Annotated in this window: 15 protein-coding genes; 10 read left to right on the forward strand and 5 right to left on the reverse strand. The window is 65.0% G+C overall.

Going from position 1 to position 16,169, the window contains the following annotated elements:
- Positions 1 to 149 precede the first annotated feature (149 nt).
- Positions 150 to 869 carry a DNA-3-methyladenine glycosylase gene (locus N5J71_RS06550; RefSeq protein ID WP_257597776.1) on the forward strand — a complete coding sequence of 240 codons (720 nt, stop codon included), beginning with the start codon at positions 150 to 152 and terminating at the stop codon, positions 867 to 869.
- Complete coding sequence (locus N5J71_RS06555) at positions 866 to 2,182, forward strand: bifunctional DedA family/phosphatase PAP2 family protein (protein WP_257597777.1); 1,317 nt, start codon at positions 866 to 868, stop codon at positions 2,180 to 2,182. The genes N5J71_RS06550 and N5J71_RS06555 overlap by 4 nt, the downstream gene beginning before the upstream one ends.
- Before the next feature lie 19 nt (positions 2,183 to 2,201).
- Here the strand turns inward: N5J71_RS06555 and N5J71_RS06560 are convergent, their stop codons facing one another.
- From N5J71_RS06560 to N5J71_RS06570, 3 genes are read right to left on the reverse strand one after another with little or no spacing between them, the layout of a single operon-like run.
- The gene (locus N5J71_RS06560) at positions 2,202 to 2,789 is read right to left on the reverse strand and encodes an LON peptidase substrate-binding domain-containing protein (RefSeq protein ID WP_116619916.1); all 588 of its coding nucleotides are present in this window, start codon (positions 2,787 to 2,789) and stop codon (positions 2,202 to 2,204) included.
- 60 nt (positions 2,790 to 2,849) lie between these two features.
- A complete protein-coding gene (locus N5J71_RS06565; RefSeq protein WP_206409197.1) occupies positions 2,850 to 3,566 on the reverse strand; it encodes an LrgB family protein in 717 nt (238 codons plus the stop codon).
- A complete protein-coding gene (locus N5J71_RS06570) occupies positions 3,563 to 3,922 on the reverse strand; it encodes a CidA/LrgA family protein (protein WP_003463039.1) in 360 nt (119 codons plus the stop codon). Before N5J71_RS06570 ends, N5J71_RS06565 begins: the two co-directional genes overlap by 4 nt.
- Positions 3,923 to 4,163: 241 nt before the next feature.
- Here N5J71_RS06570 and N5J71_RS06575 point away from each other — a divergent pair, with 241 nt between their 5' ends.
- The 5 genes from N5J71_RS06575 to N5J71_RS06595 all read left to right on the forward strand — a co-directional run bounded on the left by N5J71_RS06575 (position 4,164) and on the right by N5J71_RS06595 (position 8,351).
- Positions 4,164 to 4,619, forward strand: coding sequence for a MaoC family dehydratase (locus tag N5J71_RS06575; protein WP_003463040.1), 456 nt, complete (start codon positions 4,164 to 4,166; stop codon positions 4,617 to 4,619).
- Between the two features lie 136 nt (positions 4,620 to 4,755).
- Positions 4,756 to 6,480 carry a C13 family peptidase gene (locus N5J71_RS06580; RefSeq protein ID WP_084341539.1) on the forward strand — a complete coding sequence of 575 codons (1,725 nt, stop codon included), beginning with the start codon at positions 4,756 to 4,758 and terminating at the stop codon, positions 6,478 to 6,480.
- Positions 6,481 to 6,733: 253 nt separating this feature from the next.
- The gene (locus N5J71_RS06585; RefSeq protein WP_279916556.1) at positions 6,734 to 7,375 is read left to right on the forward strand and encodes an oxidoreductase; all 642 of its coding nucleotides are present in this window, start codon (positions 6,734 to 6,736) and stop codon (positions 7,373 to 7,375) included.
- Positions 7,376 to 7,391: 16 nt separating this feature from the next.
- Positions 7,392 to 7,736, forward strand: a complete 345-nt coding sequence (locus tag N5J71_RS06590) for a DUF5629 family protein (RefSeq protein ID WP_039965152.1) — start codon at positions 7,392 to 7,394, stop codon at positions 7,734 to 7,736.
- A gap of 3 nt (positions 7,737 to 7,739) precedes the next feature.
- Positions 7,740 to 8,351 carry a class I SAM-dependent methyltransferase gene (locus N5J71_RS06595; protein ID WP_003463044.1) on the forward strand — a complete coding sequence of 204 codons (612 nt, stop codon included), beginning with the start codon at positions 7,740 to 7,742 and terminating at the stop codon, positions 8,349 to 8,351.
- A 4-nt stretch (positions 8,352 to 8,355) separates the two neighbouring features.
- Here N5J71_RS06595 and N5J71_RS06600 read toward each other — a convergent pair whose 3' ends face one another.
- Positions 8,356 to 8,997: a response regulator transcription factor gene (locus N5J71_RS06600; protein WP_116619925.1), complete on the reverse strand. Its 642-nt coding sequence runs from the start codon at positions 8,995 to 8,997 to the stop codon at positions 8,356 to 8,358.
- Between the two features lie 150 nt (positions 8,998 to 9,147).
- A complete protein-coding gene (locus tag N5J71_RS06605) occupies positions 9,148 to 11,058 on the reverse strand; it encodes a sensor histidine kinase (RefSeq protein ID WP_279916557.1) in 1,911 nt (636 codons plus the stop codon).
- Positions 11,059 to 11,199: 141 nt separating this feature from the next.
- Between N5J71_RS06605 and N5J71_RS06610 the strand changes: the two genes are divergently transcribed.
- From N5J71_RS06610 to N5J71_RS06620, 3 genes are all read left to right on the forward strand, one after another.
- Positions 11,200 to 12,819 (forward strand): acyl-CoA synthetase, encoded by a 1,620-nt coding sequence (locus tag N5J71_RS06610; protein WP_003463051.1) that lies wholly within the window; start codon positions 11,200 to 11,202, stop codon positions 12,817 to 12,819.
- Between the two features lie 100 nt (positions 12,820 to 12,919).
- A complete protein-coding gene (locus N5J71_RS06615) occupies positions 12,920 to 14,293 on the forward strand; it encodes a solute carrier family 23 protein (protein WP_003463054.1) in 1,374 nt (457 codons plus the stop codon).
- Positions 14,294 to 14,350: 57 nt separating this feature from the next.
- Positions 14,351 to 16,123, forward strand: coding sequence for an acyl-CoA dehydrogenase C-terminal domain-containing protein (locus tag N5J71_RS06620; RefSeq protein ID WP_279916559.1), 1,773 nt, complete (start codon positions 14,351 to 14,353; stop codon positions 16,121 to 16,123).
- Positions 16,124 to 16,169: the final 46 nt, after the last annotated feature.

Genomic DNA, 16,169 nt, shown 5'->3' on the forward strand with positions numbered 1-16,169 from the left:
GCCAGGTGATGAATGCTGGGCAACGCCGGACCTAGCCGGGGTAGCGCACCGATGGGCAAACATGGGCACCAAGGGTGCTGGAACGTTCAGGCATTTTTAAGCTTCTTGTTGCTATGCTCGCCGCCCGAGACCTAGCCCCCGTGCGATAGATGAAGCCTGCCGAACCCACCCTCAGTTTGCCCTGGCCCGGTGCCAGACCACTGCCCGATGCGTTCTTCGACCGCGACGCACAGCTGGTTGCTCGCGAACTGCTCGGCAAGGTGATCCGCCATCGTGTCGGCGCGCAGTGGCTGAGTGCACGGATCATCGAGACCGAGGCCTATTACCTGGTCGACAAGGGCAGCCATGCGTCGCTCGGCTACACCGACAAACGCAAGGCGCTGTTCGCCGACGGCGGGCACATCTATATGTACTATGCGCGCGGTGGCGACTCGCTGAACTTCAGCGCCCAGGGGCCGGGCAACGCGGTGCTGATCAAGTCGGCGCATCCGTGGCTCGATGCCATCAGCGGCGCCGATGCTCTGGCCGCGATGCAACGCAACAACCCAGGCAGCCAGAGCCAGCCGCGCACCCCCGAGCGCTTGTGCGCCGGACAGACCCTGCTGTGCAAAGCGCTTGGTCTGAAAGTGCCGGATTGGGACGCACGCCGCTTCGACCTGCAACGACTATTCGTCGAGGATGTCGGCGAACGACCGCACTCGATCATCCAGTGTGCGCGACTGGGCATTCCCAAGGGCCGTGACGAGGACCTGCCTTACCGCTTCGTCGACGCCCGCTATGCCCGCCACTGCACGCGCAACCCTTTGCGCCGTGGACAGGTCGAAGGACACGACTATCAACTACACACGCTGGAGCCTGCCCGACCATGATGCAATGGTTCGACAGCATGACCACCTGGCTGCAAGGCAGCCCGCACTGGCTGGCATTGGCCATTTTCCTAGTCGCCTGTCTGGAGTGCCTGGCAGTGGCCGGCATCGTCATCCCTGGCACCGTGGTGCTGTTCACCCTCGCCGTGTTGGCCGGCAATGGCGCCCTGGAGCTGTGGCAGACACTGCTGCTCGCCTATACCGGCGGCCTGCTCGGTGATGCGATTTCCTACACCTTGGGTCGCCGTTTCCATCAGGGTATCCGGCGCCTGCCGGTGCTGCGCGAGCATCCCGAGTGGCTGATCGGCGCCGAGAACTACTTCCAGCATTACGGCGTGATCAGCCTGCTGGTCGGCCGCTATATCGGCCCACTGCGGCCGATGCTGCCACTGGTGGCCGGCATGCTGGATATGCCTGCAGTGCGCTTCGCGCTGGTCAGCATGCTTGCCGCTGCCGGCTGGGCAGTCGCCTACATGCTGCCTGGCTGGGCCACTGGCGCGGCCTTGCGCCTGCCGCTACCGGAAGGCTTCTGGGGCGCTGCCGGCATCGTCTGTGCCGGCCTGGCGGTGGTGTTGCTGCTGATCATCCAGGCCAGCCTGCGTGAAAGGCGCTGGGCCGCCAGCCTGGCCGCACTGCTCGGCGCCATCGCCCTGGCCGCGCTGCTGATCGGCTTCCCCCATCTGGACAGCCTCGATCAGGGACTGATGGCCCTGGTGCAGGACGAACGCAGCCGCGCCTTCGATGCCATCGCGGTGCTGATCACCCGCCTCGGCGACTTCCACGTGCAACTGGCTACCGGCACCCTGCTGACCGTGCTGCTGTTAGCGGCAGGTCGCTGGCAGGCCGGCCTGTTCGTCACGGGCAGCCTGCTGCTGGCCGCCACCGCCACCACCATCCTGAAGCACCTGCTGGAGCGCACACGCCCGGATGTCCTGCTACACCCCCTGGAGAGCTACAGCCTGCCGAGCGGCCATACCTCGGCGGCGTTCGCGTTCTTTCTGGCCCTGGGTGTACTGGCAGGACGCGGCAGCGCGGCACGGACACGTCTGAGTTGGCTGGTGGTAGCCACACTACCGGCCCTGGCCATCGCCCTGTCGCGGGTCTACCTGGGCGTGCACTGGCCCAGCGACATCATCGCCGGCGTCCTGGTAGCCCTGACCAGCTGCGCCCTCAGCCTGGCTCTGGTTCAGCGCGCCGCGCCAATGCAGGCCCTGCCGGCCAGAGTGTGGTGGCTGGTGATTCCGGCATGCGCCGCATTGTTCGGTGCCATGGTCACCTGGGAGCTATCGGCGGCCCTGCTGCGCTATCGCTATTGAACATGGCGTGACGGGCAATCTATGCGCCATCACCCTGCAGACGCTCGACCATGGCCTGCAACTGATCGAGGCGCTGCTCGGGATCGTCCATCTGCAGCAACTGCAGTTTCTGCTGCGGCTCCAGCGGCAGCAGGTAGGCCAGTTGATTGGCCAGTTGCCATTGCCCTTCAGGCAGCTCGGTCATACCCAGACCTGCGACCAGCGGATGCTGAGCCAGAGCCAGGAGCAGCGCCGCCAGATCGGCATGTTCGCCGCGCAATGGTCGCTCCTCGGGGGCGTCGAGCCATTGCACGTCGGCGATGGTCAGTTGATCCGGCAGCACCTGAGCGCGCTCGACCCTGAAGCGACGGCCACCCTCCACGCGAATGCCCAGCAGGCCATTGGGGCGCTGCTGGAAATCGCAGACCCGCGCCTCGCAGCCGATCGCCGCGAAATGGCTGGCCGCATCGCCGACCTCGGCACCCTCGATGATGCATACCACGCCAAAGCCAGAACCCTGTTTCATGCAGCGGCTGATCATGTCCAGGTAGCGTGCCTCGAATATCTGCAAATCGAGCACGCAACCGGGAAACAGTACGGTGTTGAGGGGGAACAGCGGCAGATTCATCGGTTCATGACCTGTTATTCATGCAAGGTGCCAAGGCATCGCCAATCGCCTGGCAGGCTCTCACAGCAACAGGACAATCGCCAGAGGCAACAGCACGGCGGTGATCACCCCCATCAGGCTCATCGCCAGGGCGGCAAAAGCACCGCATTCGTCACTCTCCTGCAGCGCCCGCGCCGTGCCCACGGCATGCGCGGTGATGCCCAGCGCCATCCCCTGCGCCGCCGGATGGTGCACCCGGCACAAACGCAGAATGGATGGCCCGACGATGGCGCCGATGACCCCGGTGATCATCACGAACACCGCCGCCAATGCTGCGATACCGCCAATCTGATCGGCCACCAGCATGGCGATCGGCGAGGTCACTGACTTGGGCGCCATGCTCATCAGCATGATGCGCTCGGCGCCGAACAGCCAGGCCAGCCCCGCGCCGAGCACGGTGGCGAAGGTGCCGGCAATCAGCAAGGTCAGGATGATCGGCCAGAACAGCTGGCGAATCCGCCGCAGGTTGAGGTACAGCGGCACGGCCAGAGCCACGGTGGCCGGGCCGAGTAGCAGAGTCAGCGCCGCCACGCTGTTGCGGTATTCGGCGAAACTCAGGCCGCACAGCAGCAGGATGCCGATCACCGTGAGCATCGATACCAACACCGGCTGCAGGAACACCCAGCGGGTGCGCTCGTAGGCGGCCATGGCCAACTGATAGGCGCCCAGGGTGATGCCGATGCCGAACAGCGGGTGATGGGTCAGCGCCTGCCAGGCGCCCTGCCAATCCGGACTCATACGTCCTCCCGGCGCTGCTGGCGCTCGATCAGTTTCTGCATCAACCAGCCGGCGAAGGCCAGCGATACCAGCAGCGACAGCACCAGCGCGCCGACCACGGCCCAGAAATCGGCGGCGATATCGCTGGCATAGGCCATCACACCCACGGCAGGCGGCACCAGAATCAGCGGCAGGTATTTGAGCAGGCTGCTGGACGCAACGCTCAGCGGCTCGCCCACCTCGCCGCGCAGCATGAGAAAGACGAACAACAGCAGCATGCCGATGATCGGCCCTGGCAACATCGGTAACAGCAGGACGTTGAGAACAGTACCCAGCAACTGGCACAGCACCAGCCAGGAAAGACCGCGAAGCAGCATGTTTGAGGTCTCCAGAAAACGAGCGATGGCCGTTTCCGCTCGCGAGAGGGGATTCCGGGCATCTATTGAGGCATGTTGGCCATTATAGGCGCGCAGGCCTCTGTATTGCTTCGCCAGGCTGGCCTATGCCGCTTCATTCATCACGCCAAGGCAGGCTTGACCCGATGCCGCCCCCATGATGATCTAGGCCGCAACGGTTTCACGCAAACAAAAACAACACACGCGTCCTCAAGGAGGAACTATGCCGTTCGTACCCGTAGCAGAGCTCAAGGACTATGTTGGCAAGGAACTCGGCAAGTCCGAGTGGCTGACCATCGACCAGCAGCGCATCAACCAGTTCGCCGAGTGCACCGGCGACCACCAGTTCATCCACGTCGACCCGGAAAAGGCCAAGCTCACCCCCTTCGGCACCACCATCGCCCACGGTTTCCTGTCGCTGTCGCTGGTGCCGATGCTGATGGAAAACATCATGATCATGCCGCAGGGCCTGAAGATGGCAGTGAACTACGGCCTCGACAGTGTGCGCTTCATCCAGCCGGTCAAGGTCAACTCCAAGGTGCGCCTGGTGGTCACCCTGACCGATGCCACCGAGAAGAACCCCGGCCAGTGGCTGCTCAAGGCGCGCGCCGTGCTGGAAATCGAAGGCCAGGAAAAACCGGCCTACATCGCCGAGCCGCTGACCCTCTGCTTCGTTTGATCCCCGCCTGCTCCCGTTTCCGGCCCTCGCGGCCGGAACGGGAATCTTCTCGCGTCAGCAAAGCGTGCGATGCGACAGCGCAAGCCTGCGGGCTTGCGGCATACTGCCGAGCAAAGCACCGACCTGGACGTCCGCCATGAATTCCCTTGCCCTGCGCCTGCTGCCTGTTTGCTTGTCCCTGCTGATCGCCGGTTGCGACGAAGCGCGTCCGCTACTGCCGGCCAATGCCACCCTGCCCGACGGCGGCCAGTATCGTGGCGAGATCGTCGATGGCCTATTGCAAGGCCCCGGGCGTCTGGACTACCGCAATGGCAGCTGGTTCGTCGGCCAGTTCAAGGACGGCATGCTGGAAGGCAGCGGCGAGTGGCAAGGCCCCGGTGGCGAGCACTATCTGGGCGAATTTCATGAAGGCATGTTCCACGGCCAGGGCACCCTCACCTACAGCGACGGTAGCCGCTACGAAGGCGGCTTCGAACGCAATCGCTTCAGCGGCGTCGGCCTGCTCGAACAGGGCGGCCAGCGTTACCAGGGCGAATTTCTCAACGACCGCTTCCACGGTCTGGGCAAACTGGAAATGGCCGACGGCAGCAGCTTCCAGGGCCAGTTCGTCAAGGGACAGCCAGAGGGTCAGGGCGTGCGCATCGACGCCTACGGCAACCAGTTCAGCGGCGTGTTCGCCCAGGGTCTGCTCAGCGGCCAGGGCAGCTACCACAACGCCGATGGCGACAACTACAGCGGCGGTTTCAAGAACGACGAGTTTCATGGCAAAGGTCGCTACCAGAGCGCTGGCGGCGAGACCTGGGCCGGCGAATTCGTAGAAGGCGTGATGCAGGGCCCCGGCGAATACACCGATGGCGAAGGCACCCGCTACCTCGGCGAATTCGCCGACTGGCAGTACGAGGGCGAAGGCCTGCTCACCTTGCCAGACGGCAGCGCCTACCGCGGCCATTTCTCCGGCGGAGAATACAGTGGCGAGGGCACCCTGACCCTGGCCGACGGCAGCCGTCAGTCCGGCACCTGGCAAAGCGGGCGCCTGGTCCGTGACGAACAGGGCCAGCCACTGCCCGACAGCCTGGAGCTGGGCCTGCTGCAACAGGGACAACTGCTCGAAGAGGCCATCGCCGCGATCCCCGCCTCGACACCATCACGCGAACTCTACGCGCTGACCCTGGCGGGCGACGGCAAGCAGAGCGTGTTCATGCGTGAAGCCGATTACGTCAGCAGGTTGATGCGTGATCGCTTTGGTGCTTACGGCAGCGTCAGCCTGATCAATCACCGCGACCATCTTGCCGACCGCCTATTGGCCACGCGCGAGAACCTCACCCGCGTGGTTCAGGCTCTTGCCGAACGCAGTGGCGAGGAAGACCTGATCTTCATTTACCTGACCAGCCACGGCTCGCGCCACCATGAACTCAATCTCGACCAGCCGCGCCTGCAACTGGCCGACCTGCCTGCCAGCGAGCTGGCTGCCCTGCTCGCTCCGCTCAAGCAGCGCAACAAGGTGGTGGTGATTTCCGCCTGCTACTCCGGCGGTTTCATCCCGCCGCTGAAAGACGAAAAGACCCTGGTGATGACCGCCGCACGTGCCGACCGGGTGTCCTTCGGTTGCAGTGAAGAGAACGACTTCACCTACTTCGGTCGCGCCCTGTTCGCCGAGGCGCTGGGCGAAACCGACAACCTCGAGCGGGCCTTCGAGCTGGCCAAGGAACGCGTCGCCGAGCGTGAGCAGAGCGACGGCTTCGAACCTTCCGAACCGCAGATCTGGGCGCCCCGCGGCGTACTCCAGCACTGGCGCGAACTACGCCAAAGCCAGGCCGAGCGCGCGCTCGGTGCCGTGGCCAGCGGTCCGGCAAAGGACTAACAGGCCGTTGAAAAACGTAGGCGACGACTGCATGGATGCAGGAGGTAGAGCGAAGCAGGAAGCCCGAGCCGAGGCAGGCAAGACGATACCGATGGCGGCCCCGCAAAAACAGCCGAAAAAGCGCAGCTTACGAGTTGTAAATGAGCATTTTGATCGGACTCGCGCACGAGGCTGTTTTAAACGAAGCATTGCCAACGCAGGTAGTTTTTCAACAGCCTGTTAAGCTGAACTGTGACGGACAAGAGATAACCGCATGTACCTGACCCCACAGCACATTCTTATCGCCGGCGCCACCGGACTCACCGGTGAGTACCTGCTCGACCGCCTGCTCAGCGAGCCGACGGTCGCCCGCGTGCTGGCGCCTACCCGCCGCCCCCTGGCCGCCCACCCGCACCTGGAAAACCCGGTGGGCGACTTGCAAGCGCTGCTGCCGCAATTGTCCGGCCAGGTCGATACCGCTTTCTGCTGCCTGGGCAGCACCATTAAGCAGGCCGGCTCGCAGGAAGCCTTCCGTGCCGTCGATCATGACCTGGTACTGGCTTTCGCTCGTCGCGCTCGCGAGCTGGGCGCACGGCATCTGGTGGTGATCAGCGCCCTCGGTGCCGACCCCGGCTCAAAGGTGTTCTACAACCGCATCAAAGGCGAGACCGAAGAGGCGCTGAAAGCCATGGACTGGCCGCAACTGACCATCGCCCGCCCATCGCTGCTGCTCGGAGCACGCCATGAGTTTCGTCTCGGCGAGCGCCTCGCGGCTCCCCTGCTGCGCTGGCTGCCGGGCAAGTACCGTGGCATCGACGCCTGTGCCCTGGCTCGCGCCCTGTGGCGTCTGGCCCTGGAAGAGGAAGACGGTGTGCGCGTGATAGAGTCTTCCGACCTGCGCCGCTTGGGGCGCTGATGCCGTGGATGAAGCGATGAAACCGACAAGCCTGATCGAGGCCCTGCAAGACGCCGACATGCTCGAGATCGACAGTCTGTATGCCTGGCAGTTCGACCTCGACACCGAACTGCTGGCACAGATCAGCGCCGGCTCGGCGGGCAGCGACAGCGCCGCCAAACCGCTGCTGCAGGTGCACTGCATCGATGGTCGCGAGCGCCGCCTGTGGAAGTTCTCCCTGGCTTCGGTACAGGCTGCGCGCTATAGCGAAGCGGACGACAGTTGGTTGATCGAAGGCAGCGAAGTCAGTCATACCCTCAAATGCTTTGCCGCCTATCGCGGCGACAACGATGAGGACGATGAGGGGCAGGACGAAGCCTGAACCATGGGCCTCTATGACCGCCATATCCTGCCGCACCTGATCGATTTCGCCTGCGGCATGGGCGCGGTGATGAAGGCGCGCTCGCAACTCGTGCCACAGGCGCGCGGTCGCGTGCTGGAAATCGGCATCGGCAGCGGACTCAACCTGAGTTTCTACGACCCACAGCGGGTCGAGGTGGTGGTTGGCGTCGACCCGTCCGCGGAAATGCAGGCTCTGGCCCGCGAGCGCGCCGCACGCTGCCAGGTGCCGGTGGAAATGATCGCCCTGGAGCTGGGGCAGATTCAGGCGGCGGATGCCAGCTTCGATGACATCGTCTGCACCTTCACCCTGTGCACCATCCCTGATGCCATCGCCGCCCTGCGCGAAATGCGCCGCGTACTCAAGCCTGGCGGGCGTCTGCTGTTCTGCGAACACGGTCTGGCGCCGGATCTGCCGGTGGTGCGCTGGCAAAAGCGCCTGACGCCGCTGTGGAAACCGCTGGCCGGCGGCTGCCATCTGGATCGCGACATACCCGCGCTGATAGGAGCCGGCGGCTTTCATATCCGCGAACTGAGCACCGGCTATCTCAAGGGGCCAAGGCCCATGACCCACGTCTATCGCGGCTGGGCCGACTGAGCGACTAACTGCTTACCGCGCCGGAACGCAACGCCAGCGGATCGACCAACCCGGCGGCGATAACCATACCTACCAACTCCGGCAGCGTCTCGGCCTGCATGCGTTTCATCACCCGCGAGCGATACAGGTCGACGGTCTTCACGCTGATATCGAGCTGCTCGGCCACTTCGCGGTTGGTGTAGCCGCGCACCAGCGGCAGCAGCACATCGCGCTCACGCGGGGTGAGCTGATCGAGCCGCGCCTGCACCTCGGCCAGGCGCGCATCGCGCCGCGGACGGGCCGGACGGCGCTCCAGCGCCTGCTGCACGCTGTCGAGCAGTAACTGCTCGTTGTAGGGCTTCTCGATGAAGTCCACCGCGCCGGCCTTGAACGCGCGCACGACGATGGGCACGTCGGCATGGCCGCTGACGAAAATGATCGGCAGGTCGATACCCCGTGCGCGCATTTCCTCCTGCACATTCAGCCCCCCCATGCCGGGCATGCGCACATCGAGCAGCACACAGGCGTTGGCCGCCGCATCGCAGGCCTCGAGAAAGGCCCGACCGCTGGTGAACGGCACGCCCTTGAGGCCTACCGACTCCAGCAGCCAGAGCGTCGAGTCGAGCATGCCCTGGTCGTCATCGACCACGTAAACCAGTTGTTGCATCCCTGTACTGCTCCTTTTGTTGTTATGCGTGACCTAGTTTGGGTAGCGCCGGCCGCCGTAGGGCGGACTCAGGAGCGCCAGCGAACAGTCCGCCGATTCGCGTCGCGCCACGAGTCCTGATCGCCGGCAAGCCGGCTCCTACAGATCAACCTAATCCTCTCTGCCCAGCGGCAAGCGGCACTCCAGACACAGCCCGCCGCCCTCGGCCGGCAATGCCTCCAGCGACCCACCAAAACCTTCGACGATGCTGCGGCTCATGGACAGGCCAAGTCCCAGGCCGTCCGCCTTGCTGGTGTAAAAGGGCGTGAACAGCTTGCCCATCTGCTCGTCACTGACACCCGGCCCCTGATCGATCACACGGACCGCCAGGTTGCCGTCCGCTTCGCTTGCCTCCAGACGGACCTGCGAAGGTGCACCAGGGTGACGTTCGCGGTTGGCATCGATGGCATTGCGCAGCAGGTTGAGCAGTACCTGTTCGAGCAGCACGCGGTCGGCGAATACCGGCGGCAGATTGTCCGGCAACAGGTCGCTCACCGCCACCTGCGCCGTACCGGCCTCCCAGTTGCACAGACGCACCGCTTCGCGCGCCACCTCGGCCAGGTTCAGCGCCTGCATGCGCCGCTGGCCCTTGCGCAGGAAGGCGCGCAGACGCTTGATCACGGCCGAGGCGTGGTTGGCGTGCTCGGTGATACGCGCCAGCCCCTGCGCCACCTTGTCGACAGCGGCCTGATCGCCGCCGACGCCCTGCAGGTAGCGCTGGCTGGCGCTGGCGTAGTTGACCACTGCCGCCAGCGGCTGATTGATCTCGTGGGCAATCCCCGAGGCCAGTTCACCCAGGGTGATCAGCCGCGTGGTGTGCGCCAGCTCGTCCTCCAGGCGGCGCTTGTTCTCCTCGGCCTGGATACGCGCGGTGATGTCGCGCGACACGCTGACCACCTCCACCACCGCACCGGTGTAGGTCTCGCGAATCGCGCGGCTGGCGGTCTCGAACCAGAGATAACGCCCATCGCGATGCCGGATGCGATAGCTCATGGTGTGGTAGCCGTCCTGCTCCAGCGCTTCGCGCGCCTGCTTGGCCTGCTGCAACTGATCCTGCGGATGCAGCAGGCTGTCGACGGCCATGCCACGCAGCTCTTCCGGCCAATAGCCGAGCAATGTCCAGCTAGCGGGTGTGGCGTCGAGAAACACGCCATCCGGGGTATGCCGGGAAATCAGGTCGGTGGTGTTCTCGGTGATCAGCCGATACAGCCGCCGGGCGCGCGTCGCCTCGCGCTGCTCAAGGACTTCGCGGGTGGCCTCACGGCAGCGCGCCAGCACCCGCTGCTCTGCCACATCGGGGATAAAGCTCCAGATCAGGATGCGCTCGCCATCCTGCGCTTCCACCGCCTCCACGGCCCGCGACTGCTCCAGGCAGGCGCGCACCAGCGGCAGATGGTTGACCGGCAGCAGCTCGCCCACCTGCGCCAGCGAGCGTGCACCGAGCAGCCCCTGCAACGCTGCATTGCTCTCCAGCAGGCGCGCATCGGCGTCGAGCAGCAGCGCCGGCTGCGGGTCGGATGACAGCAGCGGCGCACTGCGCGCCAACCCCGAGGCCAGTTCGACCATCTGCACCAGCAGCTCGCGCAACCAGGGCAGCCACTCCAGCCCGGCCGCCTCGTCGACCTGCAACAGCAGCACGCCCGGTTGGCCAGGCTGCAGTTGCAGGGCCAGCGCCTGGCCATGATGCAGCGCGGCGCGACGCAAACGCCCGGCCAGCCAGCACGGCAGCCGGCGCAGGGCATCGAAGGTCAGGCTGGCTTGCTCGCCAAGCGCGGTGAACAGTGTCTCGTCACTGGCTTCCAGCGGATCGCCCATGCCGGGTGGCAGGCGCGGGCCGTCATCGACCTGGGCATAGGTGCGACTGGCCGGCTGCCAGGTGAGGTACGAGGCCTGGCGCACCTGCGGGCACCCCAGCAAGGCCTGGCGCAACGCCTCGGCACGCCCCCCCAGCGGCGGTGCCTCACGCTGGATGCGCAGCCAGGACTGCAGGGGAACAGCAGAAAGATGAGCGTCGATGTTCATATAGTAATTATTCTATAAAACCTTGGTACAACTTCCATACAAAATAGAAATGACCTATAAATCTAAACCAGCAAGCTTCGGTAATGCCTGCATCATTACCGGAATAACCAGAGCTAACAATCAGCCAAAGGTGTATCCGCCATGTCGATCTACGAGCAGGGCCTCGGCCGCGCCGCCGTCAACCATGTTGCCCTCAGCCCACTGAGCTTCATCGAACGCACAGCGGCGGTATACCCGCACTACCCGGCCGTAGTGCATGGCTCGATTCGTCGCAACTGGGCCGAGACCTACGCGCGCTGCCGGCGCCTGGCCTCGGCACTGGCCGGCCGTGGCATCGGCCAGGGCGACACGGTGGCGGTGATGCTGCCGAACATCCCGGCGATGCTCGAAGTGCATTTCGGCGTGCCGATGATCGGCGCGGTGCTCAACACCCTCAACGTGCGCCTGGATGCCGAAGCCATCTCTTTCATGCTGCAGCACGGCGAAGCCAAGGTGGTGATCGCCGACCGCGAGTTCTTCGACGTGATTCACGCCGCCATCGGCATGCTCGACCATCCGCCGCTGGTGATCGACGTCGACGACCCCGAGTACGGCGAAGGCCAGGCGGTCAGCGATCTGGACTACGAGGCCTTCCTCGCCGAAGGCGATCCCGAATTCGCCTGGCAGTGGCCGACGGACGAGTGGCAGGCCATCAGCCTCAACTACACCTCCGGCACCACCGGCAACCCCAAGGGCGTGGTCTATCACCACCGTGGCGCCTTCCTCAACGCCATGGGCAACCAGATGACCTGGGCTATGGGCAACCACCCGGTCTACCTGTGGACCCTGCCGATGTTCCACTGCAATGGCTGGTGCTACCCCTGGACGATCACCGCCCTGGCGGGCGTGCACGTGTTCCTGCGCCGCGTCGACCCGGCGAAGATCCTCACCCTGATCCGCGACGAGCAGGTCACTCACCTGTGCGGCGCGCCCATCGTGCTCAATGCGCTGGTAAACATGCCGGCCGAGGCCAAGGCGGCCATCGATCACCCGGTCAAGGCCATGGTCGCCGGCGCCGCGCCACCCGCCAAGGTGATCGGCGCAGTGGAGGAAATGGGCATCGCCGTGACCCACGTCTACGGCCTTACCGAGGTCTACGGCCCGGTAACCCTGTGCGCCTGGCACGCCGAATGGGACGAACTGCCGCTGGAAGAACGCGCCACCATCAAGGCGCGCCAGGGCGTGCGCTACCCGACCCTGGAAGGGGTGATGGTGGCCGACCCGAAAACCCTCGAGCCGGTGCCGCGTGACGGCCAGACCATCGGCGAGATCTTCATGCGCGGCAACACCGTGATGAAGGGCTACCTGAAGAACCCCAGCGCTACCGCCGAGGCCTTCGAAGGCGGCTGGTTCCACACCGGCGACCTGGGCGTGTGCCACGCCGACGGCTACGTGGAAATCCGCGATCGCCTCAAGGACATCATCATCTCCGGCGGCGAGAACATCTCCACCATCGAGGTCGAAGGCGTGCTTTATCGCCACCCGGCGGTGCTGGAGGCGGCCGTGGTCGCCCGCCCGGACGAGAAATGGGGCGAGACGCCCTGCGCCTTCATCACCCTGAAGACCGGCCAGCAGGCCAGCGACAGCGAGATCATGAGCTTCTGCCGCGAGCACCTGGCGGGCTTCAAGGTGCCCAAGACCGTGGTCTTCACCCAGTTGCCCAAGACCAGCACCGGCAAGATCCAGAAGTTCGTCCTGCGCGATATGGCCAAGGCGCTGTAGAAGCGGCCCTCACCCCCGCCCCCTCTCCCGGTGGGAGAGGGGTGAATGAACCGTTTGCACAACAACAAGAACCGGCCCTGGCGGCCGACGGAGAACCTTCATGCAAATTTACAAGCGCCGTGACGGCGACGAACAACCTTACTGGCCCTTCGGCCCGTTCAAGGTTCGTCTACCCTTCGTGCATTACCGCTGGGAAACCGCCGAGATGCTGCAGGCGCTGATCATGTTCGTGGTCAGCCTGGCGATGATCCCGTTGCTGGAGAAATACCTCGGCCTGCCCTATGACGTGGCCCTGGCCTATGTAGTGGTGTGCGGCATCGGCTTCATGCTGCCGGCGCTGCTCGGCGTGCCGCTGGTGCCGGGCTGGATCACCCCCGGCATTCCCGTGGTGCTGCTGTTTCTCGGCAACTACGAACCGGGCCCTGCGGCCATTCAGGCGCTGTTCGCCCTGCAGTTTCTGGTGTTCGTGATCTTCCTCTTCCTCGGCGTCACCCGCCTGGGCAGTGTCCTGGTGCGACTGATCCCCAACTCGATGAAGGGCGGCATCATCATCGGTGCCGGCATCGCCGCGCTGATGGGCGAAATCAGCGCGGGCGGCCGTCTGGCCAACACGCCGATCTCCCTGGTGCTGGGCAGTCTGATCTGCCTGTATCTGATGTTCTCGGTGTCGTTCAAGGGCCTGACCGAGCGCGTGCCCTTCGCCCGCAAGATCGTCAACTACGGCATGGTGCCGGGCATGCTGATCGCCATCTTCATCGGCATCGCCGTGGGCGAGTACAAGATGCCGGACGTGAAATGGGGCATCACCGCGCCGGCCTTCGGCGAGATGTGGAACTACCTGCCGTTCAACGTCGGCTTCCCCGGCCTCGACGTGTTCATGCTGGCCGTGCCCACCGCAGTGATCGCCTATGTGATCGCCTTCGGCGACATCATCGTCGGCCAGTCGCTGATGCAGCGCGCCGATGAGCTGCGCACCGACGAGGTGATCGAAAACAACGTCGACCGCATTCATCTGGTGACCGCCATCCGCAACGCCCTGCACGCCTTCTTCGCGCCCTACCCGGGCCTGGCTGGCCCGCTGTGGACAGCCGTGGCGGCGACCATGGCCGAACGCTACAAGTACGGGCGCAAGGCGATGGACTCGATCTACAGCGGCGCCGGCACCTTCTGGATCACCGGCTTCGCCGCGCTGTTCATGCTGCCGCTGGTCAGTTTCTTCCAGCCGGTGCTGCCGATCGCCCTGTCGCTGACGCTGATCCTCACCGGCTATATCTGCCTGATGGTCGGCTTCGAGCAACTGAACAACAACACCGAGCGCGGCATCGCCGGCACTATGGGTGTGGTGCTCGCCGTCTACGGCGCGGGTTGGGGCCTGGCCGCAGGCGCGGCGCTGTACATCCTGATCGAGCGCACCCATCTGCTTAAATTCACCAGCGTCAAAGACCAGCGGCGCGAGACGACCGAAGCCGACTGACACCTTTCGTTCCATGCGCCGCGCTTGTCGCGGCGCCCCTGCTGTCGAGGTTGCACCATGCCCGAATTCAACGCCCCGCTGCGCGATATGCGCTTCGTCCTCCATGAAGTCTTCCAGGCGCCCAGCCTGTGGGCACGCCTGCCGGCCCTGGCCGAAACCGTCGATGCCGACACCGCCGACGCCATTCTCGAAGAGGCGGCCAAGGTCACCGGTACGCTGATCGCCCCGCTAAACCGCAGCGGCGACGAGGAAGGCGCGCAGTGGGTCGATGGCGACGTGCGCACCCCGACCGGTTTCCGCGAGGCCTACGCCACCTATATCGAAGGCGGCTGGGTCGGCCTCTCCGGCAACCCGAGTTACGGCGGCATGGGCATGCCCAAGATGCTCGCCGTGGCCTTCGAGGAAATGCTCTACGCCGCCGGCTCCAGCTTCGCCCGGTATTCGGCGCTGAGTTCCGGCGCCTGCCTGGCCATCGATGCCCACGCCAGCGAAGCGTTGAAAACCACCTACCTGCCGCCGATGTACGAAGGCCGCTGGGCCGGCTCCATGTGCCTGACCGAGGCGCATGCCGGCACCGACCTGGGCATCATTCGCACCAAGGCCGAACCGCAAGCCGACGGCAGCTACAAGGTTACCGGCAGCAAGATTTTCATCACTGGCGGTGAGCAGGATCTGACCGAGAACATCATCCATCTGGTGCTGGCCAAGCTGCCGGATGCACCGGCCGGGCCGAAAGGCATCTCGCTGTTTCTGGTACCCAAGATAATGGTCAACGCCGATGGCAGCCTGGGCGAGCGCAATGCGGTGAGCTGCGGCTCCATCGAGCACAAGATGGGTATCAAGGCCTCGGCCACCTGCGTGATGAACTTCGACGGCGCCACCGGCTACCTGATCGGTGAGGTCAACAAGGGCCTGGCGGCGATGTTCACCATGATGAACTACGAGCGCCTGTCCATCGGCATCCAGGGCATCGGCTGCGCCGAGGCGTCCTACCAGTCGGCAGTGACCTACGCCCGTGAACGTATCCAGAGCCGCGCCGCCACCGGCCCGGTGGCGAAGGACAAGATCGCCGACCCGATCATCGTCCACGCCGACGTACGCCGCATGCTGCTGACCATGAAGGCGCTGAACGAGGGTGGTCGCGCATTCGCCTGCTACGTTGGCCAGCAGCTCGACCTGGCCAAGTACGCCGAGGATGCCGAGGAACGGCAGAACGCCGAAGCACTGGTCGCCCTGCTGACTCCGGTGGCCAAGGCCTTCTTCACCGACACCGGGCTGGAAAGCTGCGTGCACGGCCAGCAGGTATTCGGCGGCCACGGCTACATCCGCGAATGGGGCCAGGAGCAACTGGTGCGCGACGTGCGCATCGCGCAGATCTACGAGGGCACCAACGGCATCCAGGCGCTCGACCTGCTCGGGCGCAAGGTGATGGCCAATGGCGGCGCCGCGCTGCGCCTGTTCGCCAGCGAAGTGCGTGACTTCGCCCACGCCCATGAATCGCCCTTCGGTGATCGCCTGATGGAAGCGCTGGAACGCCTGGAAGCGGTCAGCGGCTGGCTGCTGGAGCAGGCCAAGGTTGATCCCAACTCGGTCGGCGCCGCCTCGGTGGAGTACCTGCACCTGTTCGGCTACGTCGCCTACGCCTACATGTGGGCGCGCATGGCCGCGGTGGCGCAGAACAAGCAGGCAGAGGATGAAGCCTTCTACGGCGGCAAGCTCGCCACCGCCGAGTTCTTCTTCGCCCGCCTGCTACCGCGTACCCTGAGCCTGGAAGCGAGCATTCGGGGGGGTAGCCAGCCGCTGTATGGCCTGACTGCCGAGCAGTTTTAGTAGGGCGGGTGCAACCCGCCACCGCCAAACCGGCGGGTTGCACCCG

The organism is Ectopseudomonas oleovorans (assembly GCF_029845265.1).
Classification (GTDB): domain Bacteria; phylum Pseudomonadota; class Gammaproteobacteria; order Pseudomonadales; family Pseudomonadaceae; genus Aquipseudomonas; species Aquipseudomonas oleovorans.

Coding starts and splice junctions, on each gene's coding strand:
- N5J71_RS06550 (WP_257597776.1), top strand. CDS start 150: ATGAAGCCTGCCGAACCCACCCTCAGTTTGCCCTGGCCCGGTGCCAGA.
- N5J71_RS06555 (WP_257597777.1), top strand. CDS start 866: ATGATGCAATGGTTCGACAGCATGACCACCTGGCTGCAAGGCAGCCCG.
- N5J71_RS06560 (WP_116619916.1), bottom strand. CDS start 2,789: ATGAATCTGCCGCTGTTCCCCCTCAACACCGTACTGTTTCCCGGTTGC.
- N5J71_RS06565 (WP_206409197.1), bottom strand. CDS start 3,566: ATGAGTCCGGATTGGCAGGGCGCCTGGCAGGCGCTGACCCATCACCCG.
- N5J71_RS06570 (WP_003463039.1), bottom strand. CDS start 3,922: ATGCTGCTTCGCGGTCTTTCCTGGCTGGTGCTGTGCCAGTTGCTGGGT.
- N5J71_RS06575 (WP_003463040.1), top strand. CDS start 4,164: ATGCCGTTCGTACCCGTAGCAGAGCTCAAGGACTATGTTGGCAAGGAA.
- N5J71_RS06580 (WP_084341539.1), top strand. CDS start 4,756: ATGAATTCCCTTGCCCTGCGCCTGCTGCCTGTTTGCTTGTCCCTGCTG.
- N5J71_RS06585 (WP_279916556.1), top strand. CDS start 6,734: ATGTACCTGACCCCACAGCACATTCTTATCGCCGGCGCCACCGGACTC.
- N5J71_RS06590 (WP_039965152.1), top strand. CDS start 7,392: ATGAAACCGACAAGCCTGATCGAGGCCCTGCAAGACGCCGACATGCTC.
- N5J71_RS06595 (WP_003463044.1), top strand. CDS start 7,740: ATGGGCCTCTATGACCGCCATATCCTGCCGCACCTGATCGATTTCGCC.
- N5J71_RS06600 (WP_116619925.1), bottom strand. CDS start 8,997: ATGCAACAACTGGTTTACGTGGTCGATGACGACCAGGGCATGCTCGAC.
- N5J71_RS06605 (WP_279916557.1), bottom strand. CDS start 11,058: ATGAACATCGACGCTCATCTTTCTGCTGTTCCCCTGCAGTCCTGGCTG.
- N5J71_RS06610 (WP_003463051.1), top strand. CDS start 11,200: ATGTCGATCTACGAGCAGGGCCTCGGCCGCGCCGCCGTCAACCATGTT.
- N5J71_RS06615 (WP_003463054.1), top strand. CDS start 12,920: ATGCAAATTTACAAGCGCCGTGACGGCGACGAACAACCTTACTGGCCC.
- N5J71_RS06620 (WP_279916559.1), top strand. CDS start 14,351: ATGCCCGAATTCAACGCCCCGCTGCGCGATATGCGCTTCGTCCTCCAT.